Consider the following 12,493-nt stretch of genomic DNA (forward strand, 5'->3'; position numbering starts at 1 on the left):
CGGCCTCGGGCTTCGACTTGAATGCCTCGCTCACGACCTGTGGGTCGACGTCGGACCGGGCGGCACGTAAGACGTCTGGCTCAAGGACGCAGACGAACTCGATGCCGCTGTCGGCCAAGGCCGCTGCACGCCCGAGCAGGCGCATGCAATCTGGTCGATCGGCGAACACGCGGTGCGCACCATGATCGAACCGTTGGCGGCACCGATGTCGCGGCCCTGGCACGAGTGGCTGCCGTCGGAGCAACTCGACCGACCGTTGGCGCTGCCCGATACCGAGATCGTTCGTCGCACCAGATGACTTACCGGCTGAGTCGGCGGCTCAACCCAGATCGTCGAACGAGGGCGGTAGACGACCGTTCCCGCAACGACGTGTCCTGTCGGTCGTACCCGCTGAGCAGGTAGACCTGGGCCGCCTCGCGTGGAGCCCAGTCGGGGATAGGCCAGGGCGAGTCCGTGTCGCCGGCGAAGACGAACCCTCGGTTGCCGTAAAAGGTCGGTGATCCCTCGAGCACGACCAGCGGCGTCGAGAGCAGCCTTGATCAACGTCGAACCAATGCCGTGCTGCTGATGGGATGGCAGTACGGCGAGCGGCGAGAGCATGAGGATCTCGCGATCCCCGTGTTCGCCACGGACCCAGCAACCGTCGATCATGACGTGGCCGACGATCTGGTCGGCCTCGACGGCGACCAGCGCCATGTCAGGTCGGTACTCGCTGCCGGTGCGGATGCGATCGACCAGGTCGGCCTCGGCATGCGACTCGAATGCCTCGGTCACGACCTTCCGAATCGCGGGGAAGTCGGCTGGGGTCTCGGGTCGGATGATTATTGTCGAACTCCTTTGAGCCAGAATCGCTTCCGAGTCATTGTGATCGGTCCCCCAGAACTTCGTCGGTGGAGGTCGAGCAGTCGATCCTGGTACCAGTCGACGCTGAAGTCGTCGGGTGTCTCCCATGGCACGAGTTGCAGGTAGGCGAGCAGCGCTGCGACATCTTCGAATGTGTAGACGCCGACGTGTTCGGCTCCGTCGATAACAGAGAAGCCGGCGTCCTGCAGTTCTTCTCGGAACTGTGCGAAGTTCACGTGGGGGAGGGCGCCAGTCTGGCCGAACCACCCGCCGATCTCCGCGCACTCGTCGCCGCCGACCTGCTGGGTCAGCACGGTGCCGCTCGGCGCAATCACGCGTGCCAACTCATGAGGCGAGTACGACTCGTGGCGGTTGAGGACCAAGTCGAAACGGTCGTCGGCGAACGGCATTCGCACCGAGTCGACGTCCTCGTCCGGCGCGCCGTACTCGATGACCTCGATGCCGTGCGGGGCGAGATTGCGCTGTGCGACAGAGATGTTCGGCTGCCAACCCTCAGTAGCGGTGGTGTCGGCGGGAAGAAGATCGGCGAACCGGAGGAGGTACTCGCCACCGCCGGTCCCCATGTCGAGCACGTGCTGAGCGTTGCCCAGAGCTTGACGGTACTGAGCGTCGAGATCCCACGGCTCCTGCGACTCGGTCATCCGGTCATCCAAGGAGGAGAAGTCCCAGCCCTCGGGTTGGTCGCGTTCTTCGGCTCGCCAGCGCTCCAGTAGTTGCTCTTCCACGGAGCTTGTCTATCAACCACAGATCTGAGCCGCGAGCGATATTCCGGACGATGGCGTATCCGCCGACCGACCCCGCGGCCGACTTCCATCCCCCTTGTTGTTGGCGAACGTCAAGGCAAGAGAGGTTGTCGGTGGTCCCGCCTAGAGTCTTCTCATGGGCATCAGCTACGAGTTCTACGAACCGGTCTCACCGGTGGAATTACGTTCTGCTGCAATCGCTTTCGGACCCGAAGCAGCGTTTGTTGAACCAGCTTCTGAACGTTTTGGGGTCACCCGCGGAAGTCCTGACGTTCGCGAACCGGATCTCCCGTGAAGCGTTTCACCGGCTCGAATCAGACGCCGTGCGCAACGCCGGGTCCGTCGCCACCGCTCGGCCTGTCGATGTCGATGACATGCGGCTGTTGGAGGAAGCCATCAAAGGCTCCACCCAGTTGGCATCCACCTCACAAGCCGTGCAGGCGATGGCCATGGCTCGGTATGCCGCGATCGATGAAGAGCTGGTCGATTCCGACACCGGTGTCACCGCGAAGGTCGAACACCCGCTCGGTCACCAGGCACCGTTCGCCGACACCGACCTGGCGGCTGCGTGTCAGATGGCGCCCCGCACCGCGTCGAGCAAGATGAGCAACTCCATCGATGCGTGCACCAAAACGCCCGGGCTGCTCGCCGCGGCGGTCGAGGGTTCGATCCCGTACTGGAAAGTCAGCCTCGTTGCCTCCGAGTTGGTGAACGCCTCACCCGAGACGTCCCACCGGGTCGATCAGCACCTGCTCGACACCAAAGGCTTCAACACCTGGGGTTACCTGAAGGTGAAGACCGCGGCGCGGGCACTGGTGACCCAGTGGGAAGAGGAAGCGGCGAAGAAGACCCGCCAGAAGGAAGCCAAAGAAGCCACCGGTGTGTGGGTGCGTCCCTGCGACATGCCGGGCATGGCCGAGTTGTGTGCCGTCGGCCCGGCCGACCAGATCGCCCGCATCTACGGAGCGGTCGACCAGTTGGCTGATCAACGCTCGAAGAACCCGACCGCAAGTGAGGGCAGCGAGACCGGTGAGTCGAGGCCGACGCTCGGACAACTGCGCCTCGGCGCGTTGCACGACCTCGTCACCCAAGGTGCTGACGTGACCTACCAGGTCGTCATCCAAGTCCCTGTCGTGCGCGAGGAACAGGCTGCGACGGCAACGAAACGTGCCACCGACGACGCGGAACGCGAGCCCGAGGCGTCCCCGGATGATGGTTCACCACCACCCGGACAGTCCGCCTCATCCCCGCGAGGTCCTGACCATTCCGGAGCGCCCGCCGACACTGATGGCACCGAATCCAGCTCAACAGCACGCGAAGCGGACCACTGCTACACAATGGGGTGGGCACGGATCGCAGGGATCGGGTTCATCCCACCCGAAGTCCTCGACGCGTTGATCGAGCAGGTCGGTTGCCGCCTGACCCGGGCACTGGTCGACGCCGACACCGGAGTCACCTGCGAGACCTCGACAACCGCCTATGAACCTACGCCGCGGATGAGGGAGTTCGTGCAGCAACGCGACCAGACCTGCCGGTTCCCCATGTGCACCAGGGCCGCCATCAGGTGCGACATCGACCACGTCATCGAATGGCCCCAAGGACCGACTGGCGGTCAGAACCTTGCCGCGCTCTGTCGCCACCATCACGACGCGAAGACCAAGAAGCACTGGGACTACGAGATGAGCGACGACGGAGTCTGTACCTGGACCTCCCGCACGGGCCGCACATATGTCACCTACCCCGACTTCGTGCACGACGCTTCATGAACTCAGCCCGTGCGGTCGGGTAGCCGTTCACGGTCACCGGGTTTCGGCGCATGCGCCCTCCTTCGTCGGGCGCATGGCTCAACCAGCGATTGGCGACAACTCAGCACAAACCTCCGTCGGACACCTGGCTCAGGCAGCGATTCAGCGACGGCTCAGTGCCAGCCTTCGTCCACCCGCAGGGCCCTCTCCGAGCGGCACAATGGGGACGTGCTCACCGTCCACATGCCGCTCATCGAGACCGGCTCGATCCGACTCAGACAATTCGCACCCAAGGATTCGCCGCTGGTCGCGTCAGTGAGCGATGATCCACTGACAGCCGGATCGCCGGCTGATCACCGGTGGCGCAGACGGTGCTCCAGGTTGGCCTTGACCGACGGCCACTCGTGAGCGAGCACCGAGTAGACGACGGTGTCGCGCAGCGCCCCGTTGCGTTCCACCTTGTCGGCGCGCAGGACGCCGTCGAGCCGCGCGCCGAGTCGCTCGATCGCGGTACGGGACTGCTGGTTCGACCAACTGGTCTCGTAGCGCACTGCGGCGCAACTCAGAACGTCGAAAGCGTGCGTCATGAGCAGCAGCTTCGACTCCGGGTTCGTGCCCGAGCCATGGGCCGATTCACGATTCCACGTGTACCCGATCGACAGTCGCGGTACGTCGTGCCGGATGTCGTAGAACGAGGTCATGCCCAGAACCGCGTTGTCCTGCAACCGAACTGCAACGAACGGAACCATTGTTCCGGCATCCCGCATCGCCAACCGTTGCTCGATCATCGGCGCGACACCGTCCGCGGCGGGGGCGGACGTGTACCAGCGGTCCCACATCTGACCGTCCTGCGTCGCCTCCACCAAACCGTCGTGATGATCGAGGGACAACGGTTCGAGCCGTACCAGGCGTCCGGTCAGCGTGACGGGTGACAGATCCATGTCGCCGATTCTCGCAGCGGACTTGACCCTCACGCGACGTCAGCCCCGGAAGGTCGCCGAGCAGCGCTGGGGCGACGCGCGCAGCCGGTCCTTGTGGCGGTTACGAGGCGCGCCGGTTTTGCCTGCTTCGCTGTGGCGTTGCAGGTCGCGCTCCGGTCGTGAGCACGTAGGCTCTGTGCCTCAGTCGGCCTGGTCCATCGGTCGCCGAATGCCCCAGTAGGTGTTGTTGGCTGCGAGCAGGAAGACCAGCAGGCCGACCGCGAGCCACCAGGCCATGGCTGAGAGGTGGAAGCCGAGGCTGTAACCGTCGAGGTAGACGACGCTGCGAACGGCGTCGACTCCTGCACCGTTCGGCAACCACTGACCCATGAAGCGCCACGGCTGGGGAAGGACCTCGTAGTTGAAGGCCCCGCCGGCGGAGGGGTTGCCCAACACAACGAACAGCAGGATCGCGATCCCGACGCCGACAACGCCGAAGACTGCCTCCATACCCATGGTGAAGATCGAGGCGGTCGCCGACAGCAACATCCCGATCGCGGCCAGCTGCCAGTAGTGGCCGGTCAGTGCGCCGAGCCACTGGTCGACGATCAGGGTGCCGAGTAGTCCGGCAAGCACCGCGTAGACCGCGCACAGCGCCAGACGCCACAGCATGCGCCGGAAGTTGCGGGCCTTGCCGCCTCGGCTCAGACCCACTAGTGAAGCCATCAGGTAACCGCCGACCAGCCAGCCGGTGACCAGGTAGAAGCCGGTGATGCCACGGCTGTCTCCGGGTTGCACCGGCGCGATGTCCGTCATCTGTACCGAGCGCCCCTGCTTGGCGGCCACCTGCTGGAAGATGAGCTCGACTGCTGCCGCGTTCGATGATCCGGCGGAGGACGCGACCAGAAGGGTGTCGGTGTTCCCGTCGGGGTTGAACAGGTAGACGCCTTGGCGGCGCCGTTCGGTGAGCATCTTCTTCGCGGTGGCCAGGTCGGTCTCAGCGTAGGCGTACACCGGCTTCCCGGGGATCGCGTTCAGTTGGTTGGCGACGTAGGACTGCCAGTTGTGGTCGGAGATCACGCTGACCTGGAGTCCGTGCGGCTGCTGCTGGTGGAAGGCGCCCACATAGGAGGCGATGAAACCCAGGTGCAGGAGGAAGGCTCCGATGATGAGCCCGAGAGAGGAGATGCCGAAGATGTCGCGCAGACGCTCACGGACCGGTTCGTCGGCGCTCCGTTCGTAGCCCGGACGGGGGCCGTCGGTAAGGGCCGGCGACGACCCCGCCGGCGACGTTTCCTTCGGTGGTGCGTCGCCCGCGTACTGGGTGTCCTCGCCCGGCACCTGCTCGTCCTCGTCGGGGGCCCGGTGTCGGGGGGTCTGGTCAGGGGTGGGGAGCTCAGGCATGGGTGCTCGATTCGTTGCGGGGCAGGCAGGCTTCGATGAGACGTTCGACCCGTTCGTCCATGTCGTCGGCGCGGATGATTCGCCGGTCGCGTGCCCGGTTGGCTTCGAACAGGACACCCGCGAACAGCATGGTGGCTGCCTCGGCGGCTCGTGTGCTTCCGGCTTCAGCAAGTAAGCGGGCCATCGCCGCTTCAAGATCGGCGACGAGGGAGAGCACGGCTTGGCGGTGGGGGCCGGGCTGGCCGAACAGGAGTTCTCGGGCCACGGCGACCGTTGTCGCCGGCTCACGCAGTGCGATGTCGACGAATGGTGCGAGCAGGTGTCGCAGCGCACGTACAGGATCGCCTGGCGGTGCCGACTGGATCGTCGAAGGTACGAAGTCCGACCAGCGGTCGGCGGTGACCATCATCAAGAGTTCGGCCTTCGTGGCGGCGTACGTGAACAAGGTTCCGATAGCGATGCCGGCGTCCTGTGCGACGTGGGCGACGGTCATCCGGTCGTAACCGTGTTCGGCGAGCTGCGCCTGCGCAGCGACGAGGATCGCGGCACGCTTGCGGGACGTCGCTGCTTCACGGCGCCCACCCGGAACTGGGTTACTTCGATGCGGGGCCTGTGTAGTCGACGTCACCTTCTGATCATACGCCAAAAGCAGTAGCGCACTCAGAAATGAGTTCGCTCAGTTTGAGTGATGTTGGAGGAGGAGGCCATGCACCACAGCAGCGGGAACTAGGAACCTCCGCCCGGCCGCAACCGCCGGAGGGGGCCGAGAACCGCCGCGTGGGGATCGTGGGTGCCGGGTCGGCGCCCCTGTCCAGTGCGGTCTTCATGATCCGTGATGGCGGGGTTCGCCCGTACGCCGCCTTGACCCCACACAGGTCGGGCGTTTGCTGCGTGAATCAGGCCTCATCCAAGCAAGCGGCCGGAGCGACCAAGCGTCAATCTCCACCGCAGCACATCCCACCAGCGGACCCTACCCGCTGGTAGGCTCGCCGCGTCCACCGCAAGGAGAAGGAGCCCATGGCAGAGCGCACCCGCACCCCACTGAACGAACGTCCAGGCTTCCACCACGTCGCCGCCGCCACCTGGCTGCTCATCGACATCGGTGCCTTGGTGATCCTGGTGGGCATGCTGGCCATCTTCCAGCCGCAGAAGGGCCTGCTACCCGACCCGGCCTGGCTGACTGACCCGATCGCCGGTTGGGTAATCGGTAACATCCTCGGGATCCTGGCCTACAAAGTCGTCTTGAAGCTGCACCCGGCCGCCATCGCCGCAATCGCGCTGATTGCCGTGGCACTCTCGCCGCTAGTGTTCGTGAAGTACACCGCCATGGGCGCCTTCATCGCCGGCCTCGCGATCGGCATCGCCGCCGGCAGCCTCTACTGGCGCGCGCACAAGGACGCCCCGGCGACGCTGCTCTGATCCCGTATGCCGGCAGTGGGTGCGTGACGCGATCGAGGCAAATGCAGTCCGCTGAGTTGCGTTCGAAATCGAAAAGGCCCGCTGCACCAGAGCGGGTCCTGTCGACTTCGTCAGTCCTGTTTCAGGCGCAACATGCCCTCCTGCGCGACCGTGCATAGCAGCGTCCCGTCGATACCGTAGAGACGACCCATGCCCAAGCCGCGCCCACCGGAGGCCGACGGCGACTCCTGCTGGTAGAGCAGCCATTCGTCGATTCGCCCGGGACGGTGGAACCACATCGAGTGGTCCAGGCTGGCTGCGCGCAGGCGCGGGTCCGACCACACCAAACCGTGCTTGCGAAGCACCGACTCGAGCAGCGTGTAGTCGGAGGCATACGCCATCACGGCGGCGTGGATCAGCGGGTCCTCTGGCAACTGCGTGATCGTCTTCATCCAGACGTTCTGCGCCGCGTACTTCTGTCGGCCCGGTTGGAAGAACAGCGCCCCCTCGACGGTGCGGACATCGATCGAGCGACTGCGCCAGTGGTCGGCCACCGGGTGGTCGATGCCCTCGAGCTCCTGCGGCGTGGTGCGCACCCGGTCGGGTTCAGGCACCGATGGCATCTCCGACTGATGTTCCAGCCCCTCGGCCGGCACCTGGAAGGACAAGGTCGCCGACAGCAACGTCTGACCGTTCTGCATCGCGTACACCCGGCGGACCGAGAACGACCGCCCGTCGCGCAAGTTCTCGACGGCGAAACTGATCGGCTTGAGCGAGTCACCCGGGCGGATGAAGTAGGCGTGCAGGGAGTGGATGGGGCGCTCGTCGAGCCCGGCGTTCGCGCGGATGGAGAGACCCGCGGCCATGACCGACTGAGCCAGCACCTGACCGCCGAATGCACGCTTGTGTGGAGTCTCCTGGCTGCGACCGACGTACAAGTCCATCTCGTGGCTGTGGTTGTCGTCCGGGTCGGTGGACGCGTCCAGCGGGCCGAAGCGCGTGGTTCCCTCGTGCTTGAGGTCGAGTACATCGAGCAGGTCCGCGACGGCGTCGAGGTCAGGGGTGTCGCCGGAAGAAGTCACGCCGACACTCTAGCGACCCACGGGTAGGGCACTTGCGATGATGGACCCATGCCGAAACGTCCGTACTACATCGACGTGCCGTTGCGCTGGTCCGACATGGACGCCAACCGCCACGTCAACAACGTCCAGTACCTCCGCCTGCTGGAGGAGGCGCGTGTGCTCGGCATGCGCGACTGGTTCGGCGATCTCGGCCACGACAAGCAGCCGTTGCTGGTGGCGCGCAGCGAGATCGACTACCTGCAGCAGCTGCCGTACCGCGGTCCGACGATCACCATCGCGATGTGGGTGTCGCGTATCGCGGGTGCCTCGTTCGACCTCGCCTACGAGGTGCTCTCCTGCCGCGACGAAGACGCAACCGTGTATGCCCGCTCGGAGGGAACGCTGGTCACCTTCGACGTCGAGACCCAGCGACCCACCCGCATTTCGCCCGAGATGCGCGCCGACCTGGAGACATTCTTCGGTGATCCGGTGCCGATGAAGCGCCGCACCCGATGACCACGCTCCACTTCGAGGATCAACGATCGGCGGACGACTTCGCGACCTTCATCCGGCGCGCATTGCGTGTGGCCCCCGATGGTGCCCTGCGACTGCAGGCCTCCGGCACGGTGCTGGCGTCCTGGGTCGAGGTTCTGCCCGGACGCAGTCTCACTCATACCGGACTGACCCTGGGCCTGCGGGTGCAGCGGCTCACCCAGCCCGCCGACCTCGACATCGCTGTGGCGCTTGTTTCCGTGCGCGACCGTCTGGCACGCGGTGTCGAGACTGTGTTTTCCGTTCCGCCGCAACAGGTTTCGGCGCCCTGGCTGGGTATCTCCGCGCCTCGATCAGGCTGGGAGCCCGCAGCGACCATCGCCGTCGCGCGCCTGCAGGAGATCGCACGTGAGGGCATCGCCGAGGTCGCCGCGGGCACTCCGGTCGTCGCCGGTGCAGCCGCGGTCGCGAACCTCCGCGAACGCGTGTGGGGACGTGTTCCAGAGGAAGGCATGCCTGCGGGCGCAGCGTTCGCCGCCGACGCGCTCGGCTTCCTCGTCGGTGACGAAGCCTCGTGGCATCGGTGCGGTCGGTGGGGACGCCTCAGCACCCCGGCAGGGTTCGTGCTGACCCGCTGAAACGAAGAATCCGCGCGAACCGACGGGGGTCCGCGCGGATTCCGAGGCGGCCGGTCAGGCGGTGAACCAGACCGCCGTGTCCGTAGGCAGAGTGGTCGTCACGCCAGGCTCGCTGGACACCAGAACCGTTGCGCCAGAAGAGAGTTCGAACGGCTCAGAGCCTAGGTTGACGGCGACGTAGGTCTGCTCGGCGCGGCACTCGACACGGAACATGACGGTGTCGGCGGGGGAGTCGAGCTCCACGATCGAACCCTCACCCAGGTCCCGCTCGCGACGGATACGCAGCAGCGTGCGGTAAAGCTCCAAGGTGGAGTCCTCTACGCCGTCCTGCTGGTCGACGGCCAACGATCCGTAGACCTCCGGCTGCGGCAGCCAGGTCTCACCGGTGGTGTTGAAGCCGAACGCGGGTGAGTCCTTCTCCCAAGCCATCGGGACGCGGCAGCCGTCGCGGCCAAGTTCCTTGCCCCCGGTCCGCGCGAAGGTCGGATCCTGACGGAACTCGTCCGGCATCGAGGTGTGGTCGGGCAGGCCGAGTTCCTCACCCTGGTACAGGTACGAGCCGCCCGGCAGGGCCAGCATCAGCGTCGTCGCGGCGCGCGCCCGGCGCAGACCGACAACCGCGTCCGGCTGCTCGTCATCGGCACCGATCCCGTTCGGACGCGGGCGCCCGATCGGCAGACCTAGGCGACTGGCGTGACGCACGACGTCGTGGTTGGACAGCACCCAGGTGGTCGGTGCGCCGACGCTGTCGTTCGCCGCGTACGACTTCTCGATCACGTCGCGCAGGTCCTCGGCGCGCCAGGCACCCTGCAGGAAGTCGAAGTTGAAGGCCTGGTGGAACTCGTCCGGGCGGACGAAGGCAGCCGCGCGCGAGGGCGGGTCGACCCAGGCCTCGGCACACATGATGCGGTCCTTGGAGTCGTCCCCGGTCGTGTTGTACGAGTCGAGGATCGCGCGCCAGTCGCGGTAGATCTCGTGGACGCCGTCCTGGTCCCACATCGGCGGGTGCTGCTTCTCCATGTCGGTCAGGTCGAGCATGTTCATCGCGCCGGTCCAGTCGGGCAGACCCTCTTGCTTGATGAGGCCGTGCGCCACATCCACCCGGAAGCCGTCGACGCCGATGTCGAGCCAGAACGTCAGGATCGACTCGAACTCCTCGCGCACGCGCGGGTTCTGCCAGTTGAAGTCGGGTTGCTTGGGGTCGAACAGGTGCAGGTACCACTGCCCGGGCTGTCCGTCGGCCTCGGTGACACGGGTCCAGGCCGGCCCACCGAAGACGCTCTGCCAGTTGTTCGGCGGCTCTTCTCCGTTCTCGCCCTTGCCCTCGCGGAACATGTAGAGATCGCGCTCGGGGGAGCCCGGCGCTGCGGCCAACGCGGCCTTGAACCACTCGTGCTCGTCGGACGAGTGGTTCGGCACAAGGTCGACGATGATTCGTAGGCCGAGCGAATGTGCTTGGGTAACAAGGCTCTTCGCGTCATCGAGCGTGCCGAAGATCGGGTCGATGTCGCGGTAGTCGGCGACGTCGTAGCCGGCGTCCGCCTGGGGGGAGGTGTAAAACGGCGACAGCCAGACGGCGTCGATACCCAGATCACGCAGGTAGGGCAGGCGCGAGGTGATCCCCTTCAGGTCGCCGACGCCATCGCCCTTGGCGTCGGCCCAGGAGCGGGGGTAGATCTGGTAGATCACCGCGCTGCGCCACCAAGCGGAATCGGTGGCCCCGCGGTGCAGGGTGGTGCCGGTCTGAGACAGGTCGAGCTTGGCGGAAGTCACGGTCATCAAGTTTGGTCCTCGTGCGGCCCCTGACACAAATCGGGGCCGCTGGTCAGGCCTGGGAAAGGCCGGTGACGTCCGGGCGATCCTCGGGTGCGTTCACCAGGGAGTAGGCGGCCCGCGTGAGGTAATCGCGCAGCAGGTTCTCCAGTGCGGGTTCGAGGTCGAGCGTGTCGACCGCGTTCATCATGTGCAGCAACCAGCGGTCGCGCTGGGCCGGAGTGATCACGAACGGCATGTGCCGCATCCGAAGCCGTGGGTGGCCGCGCTGCTGCGAGTAGGTGGTGGGACCGCCCCAATACTGTTCGAGGAACATGCGCAGTCGCACCTCGGCGGGGCCGAGATCCTCCTCGGGGTACATCGCGCGCAACTCCGGGTCGTCCGCGACACCCCTGTAGAACTCGTGCACGAGCTTGTGGAAGGTGGCTTCGCCACCCATGCGTTCGTAGTACGTCGTCTGCTCGGTCACGCCGCCAGTCTTTCAAACCGCGGTTTGCGATCCCGCAGGGGAGGCAGCACGGCTCAGATACCGGCACCCGCCGAGTACGGCGGCAGCGCAGGACCGCGGATGCCGGCTGCGTCCAAGGCGTTCTTACTGCGCTCGCGCACCTCACGGGACAGCGCGTACTGTTCGCCCGGCACGGTCTTGGCGATGATCCGTAGCGTCACGACGCCACCGCTGACGGACTCGACACCCGCGACCTGCGGTTCCTCGAGCAACACCTCTTTCCACGGGGATTCGTCGTCGATGGTGCGGGTGACGGTGCGCAGTGTGTCGAGAGCCTTCTCCACCGGCTGGTCGTAGGCGATCGGGATGTCGATGAGCGCGACGGCCCAGCCCTGAGACTTGTTGCCAATACGGATGATCTCGCCGTTGCGGACGTACCAGACGACACCGGCCGCGTCGCGCAGCCGGGTCACTCGCAGCGTGACCTCCTCGACCGTGCCGATCGCCTCACCGGTGTCGATCACGTCGCCGACGCCGTACTGGTCCTCCATGATCATGAAGATCCCGGACAGGAAATCCTTCACCAGGCTCTGTGCCCCGAAGCCGAGGGCGACACCACCGATGCCGGCCGAGGTCAGCAGGGGAGCGAGCGGCACGCCCAACTCGGCCATGATCGTCAGCGCGGCGATCGTGAAGATGAGGACTGTCGAGATCGATCGCAACAGTGAACCGACCGTCGCCGCGCGTTGTTTGCGTCGCTCGTTGTCCAGGCCGGTGGCCTGCCGCAGCACCCGCGTCGCGCGTCCGCTCGCCGTGACCCGTTCGGCCGATCGTTGCTCCATCATCGCGGTCACCTTGCGGATCGCGCGGTGCACGACCCAGCGCAGGAACAGCGCGATCACGACGATCCCGGCGATCATCAAGGGAGTGCCGAGGAGCCGGTCCCAGATGCTGACCGGCAGTTGGTCGCTCACGGTGAAGTCGGGCATGTGGCCAAGTTTCGCAGG

At 65.9% G+C, this 12,493-nt stretch carries 14 protein-coding genes; 5 read left to right on the top strand and 9 right to left on the bottom strand.

Going from position 1 to position 12,493, the window contains the following annotated elements; translation table 11 throughout:
- Nucleotides 1-30: 30 nt before the first annotated feature.
- Nucleotides 31-774 (bottom strand): GNAT family N-acetyltransferase, encoded by a 744-nt coding sequence (locus EU513_RS15785; protein WP_168990148.1) that lies wholly within the window; start codon nucleotides 772-774, stop codon nucleotides 31-33.
- A gap of 47 nt (nucleotides 775-821) precedes the next feature.
- A complete protein-coding gene (locus EU513_RS05380; protein WP_240795930.1) occupies nucleotides 822-1,589 on the bottom strand; it encodes a class I SAM-dependent methyltransferase in 768 nt (255 codons plus the stop codon).
- A 154-nt stretch (nucleotides 1,590-1,743) separates the two neighbouring features.
- Between EU513_RS05380 and EU513_RS15790 the strand changes: the two genes are divergently transcribed.
- Both EU513_RS15790 and EU513_RS05385 read left to right on the top strand, forming a co-directional pair.
- Nucleotides 1,744-1,902, top strand: coding sequence for a hypothetical protein (locus EU513_RS15790; RefSeq protein WP_168990158.1), 159 nt, complete (start codon nucleotides 1,744-1,746; stop codon nucleotides 1,900-1,902).
- A gap of 28 nt (nucleotides 1,903-1,930) precedes the next feature.
- The gene (locus EU513_RS05385) at nucleotides 1,931-3,373 is read left to right on the top strand and encodes an HNH endonuclease signature motif containing protein (protein WP_129624867.1); all 1,443 of its coding nucleotides are present in this window, start codon (nucleotides 1,931-1,933) and stop codon (nucleotides 3,371-3,373) included.
- A gap of 332 nt (nucleotides 3,374-3,705) precedes the next feature.
- On the opposite strand, the gene EU513_RS05390 is transcribed toward EU513_RS05385, so the two are convergent.
- The 3 genes from EU513_RS05390 to EU513_RS05400 all read right to left on the bottom strand — a co-directional run bounded on the left by EU513_RS05390 (nucleotide 3,706) and on the right by EU513_RS05400 (nucleotide 6,304).
- Nucleotides 3,706-4,293 (bottom strand): GNAT family N-acetyltransferase, encoded by a 588-nt coding sequence (locus EU513_RS05390; protein WP_129624868.1) that lies wholly within the window; start codon nucleotides 4,291-4,293, stop codon nucleotides 3,706-3,708.
- Between the two features lie 180 nt (nucleotides 4,294-4,473).
- Entirely contained in the window at nucleotides 4,474-5,676 is a 1,203-nt protein-coding gene (locus EU513_RS05395; protein ID WP_129624869.1) for a DUF3533 domain-containing protein, read from the bottom strand.
- Nucleotides 5,669-6,304 carry a TetR/AcrR family transcriptional regulator gene (locus tag EU513_RS05400; RefSeq protein ID WP_168990159.1) on the bottom strand — a complete coding sequence of 212 codons (636 nt, stop codon included), beginning with the start codon at nucleotides 6,302-6,304 and terminating at the stop codon, nucleotides 5,669-5,671. The genes EU513_RS05395 and EU513_RS05400 overlap by 8 nt, the downstream gene beginning before the upstream one ends.
- Nucleotides 6,305-6,693: 389 nt before the next feature.
- Here EU513_RS05400 and EU513_RS05405 point away from each other — a divergent pair, with 389 nt between their 5' ends.
- Nucleotides 6,694-7,095 (top strand): hypothetical protein, encoded by a 402-nt coding sequence (locus tag EU513_RS05405; protein WP_129624871.1) that lies wholly within the window; start codon nucleotides 6,694-6,696, stop codon nucleotides 7,093-7,095.
- Nucleotides 7,096-7,205: 110 nt separating this feature from the next.
- Here EU513_RS05405 and EU513_RS05410 read toward each other — a convergent pair whose 3' ends face one another.
- Nucleotides 7,206-8,156, bottom strand: a complete 951-nt coding sequence (locus EU513_RS05410) for an acyl-CoA thioesterase II (RefSeq protein ID WP_129624872.1) — start codon at nucleotides 8,154-8,156, stop codon at nucleotides 7,206-7,208.
- Between the two features lie 48 nt (nucleotides 8,157-8,204).
- Here EU513_RS05410 and EU513_RS05415 point away from each other — a divergent pair, with 48 nt between their 5' ends.
- Together EU513_RS05415 and EU513_RS05420 are read left to right on the top strand one after the other, a co-directional pair.
- Nucleotides 8,205-8,651, top strand: coding sequence for a thioesterase family protein (locus EU513_RS05415; RefSeq protein WP_129624873.1), 447 nt, complete (start codon nucleotides 8,205-8,207; stop codon nucleotides 8,649-8,651).
- A complete protein-coding gene (locus EU513_RS05420) occupies nucleotides 8,648-9,265 on the top strand; it encodes a hypothetical protein (protein ID WP_129624874.1) in 618 nt (205 codons plus the stop codon). The genes EU513_RS05415 and EU513_RS05420 overlap by 4 nt, the downstream gene beginning before the upstream one ends.
- Nucleotides 9,266-9,319: 54 nt before the next feature.
- Here EU513_RS05420 and EU513_RS05425 read toward each other — a convergent pair whose 3' ends face one another.
- From EU513_RS05425 to EU513_RS05435, 3 genes are read right to left on the bottom strand one after another with little or no spacing between them, the layout of a single operon-like run.
- Nucleotides 9,320-11,044, bottom strand: coding sequence for a glycoside hydrolase family 13 protein (locus tag EU513_RS05425; protein ID WP_129624875.1), 1,725 nt, complete (start codon nucleotides 11,042-11,044; stop codon nucleotides 9,320-9,322).
- A 46-nt stretch (nucleotides 11,045-11,090) separates the two neighbouring features.
- Complete coding sequence (locus tag EU513_RS05430; protein ID WP_255407419.1) at nucleotides 11,091-11,507, bottom strand: globin; 417 nt, start codon at nucleotides 11,505-11,507, stop codon at nucleotides 11,091-11,093.
- A 53-nt stretch (nucleotides 11,508-11,560) separates the two neighbouring features.
- Nucleotides 11,561-12,475, bottom strand: coding sequence for a mechanosensitive ion channel family protein (locus EU513_RS05435; RefSeq protein WP_129624876.1), 915 nt, complete (start codon nucleotides 12,473-12,475; stop codon nucleotides 11,561-11,563).
- Between the last annotated feature and the right edge of the window lie 18 nt (nucleotides 12,476-12,493).

It is taken from the genome of Yimella sp. RIT 621 (genome assembly GCF_004146205.1).
Lineage (GTDB): Bacteria > Actinomycetota > Actinomycetes > Actinomycetales > Dermatophilaceae > Yimella > Yimella lutea.

Coding starts and splice junctions, on each gene's coding strand:
- EU513_RS15790 (WP_168990158.1), top strand. CDS start 1,744: ATGGGCATCAGCTACGAGTTCTACGAACCGGTCTCACCGGTGGAATTA.
- EU513_RS05390 (WP_129624868.1), bottom strand. CDS start 4,293: ATGGATCTGTCACCCGTCACGCTGACCGGACGCCTGGTACGGCTCGAA.
- EU513_RS05395 (WP_129624869.1), bottom strand. CDS start 5,676: ATGCCTGAGCTCCCCACCCCTGACCAGACCCCCCGACACCGGGCCCCC.
- EU513_RS05405 (WP_129624871.1), top strand. CDS start 6,694: ATGGCAGAGCGCACCCGCACCCCACTGAACGAACGTCCAGGCTTCCAC.
- EU513_RS05415 (WP_129624873.1), top strand. CDS start 8,205: ATGCCGAAACGTCCGTACTACATCGACGTGCCGTTGCGCTGGTCCGAC.
- EU513_RS05420 (WP_129624874.1), top strand. CDS start 8,648: ATGACCACGCTCCACTTCGAGGATCAACGATCGGCGGACGACTTCGCG.
- EU513_RS05425 (WP_129624875.1), bottom strand. CDS start 11,044: ATGACCGTGACTTCCGCCAAGCTCGACCTGTCTCAGACCGGCACCACC.
- EU513_RS05435 (WP_129624876.1), bottom strand. CDS start 12,475: ATGCCCGACTTCACCGTGAGCGACCAACTGCCGGTCAGCATCTGGGAC.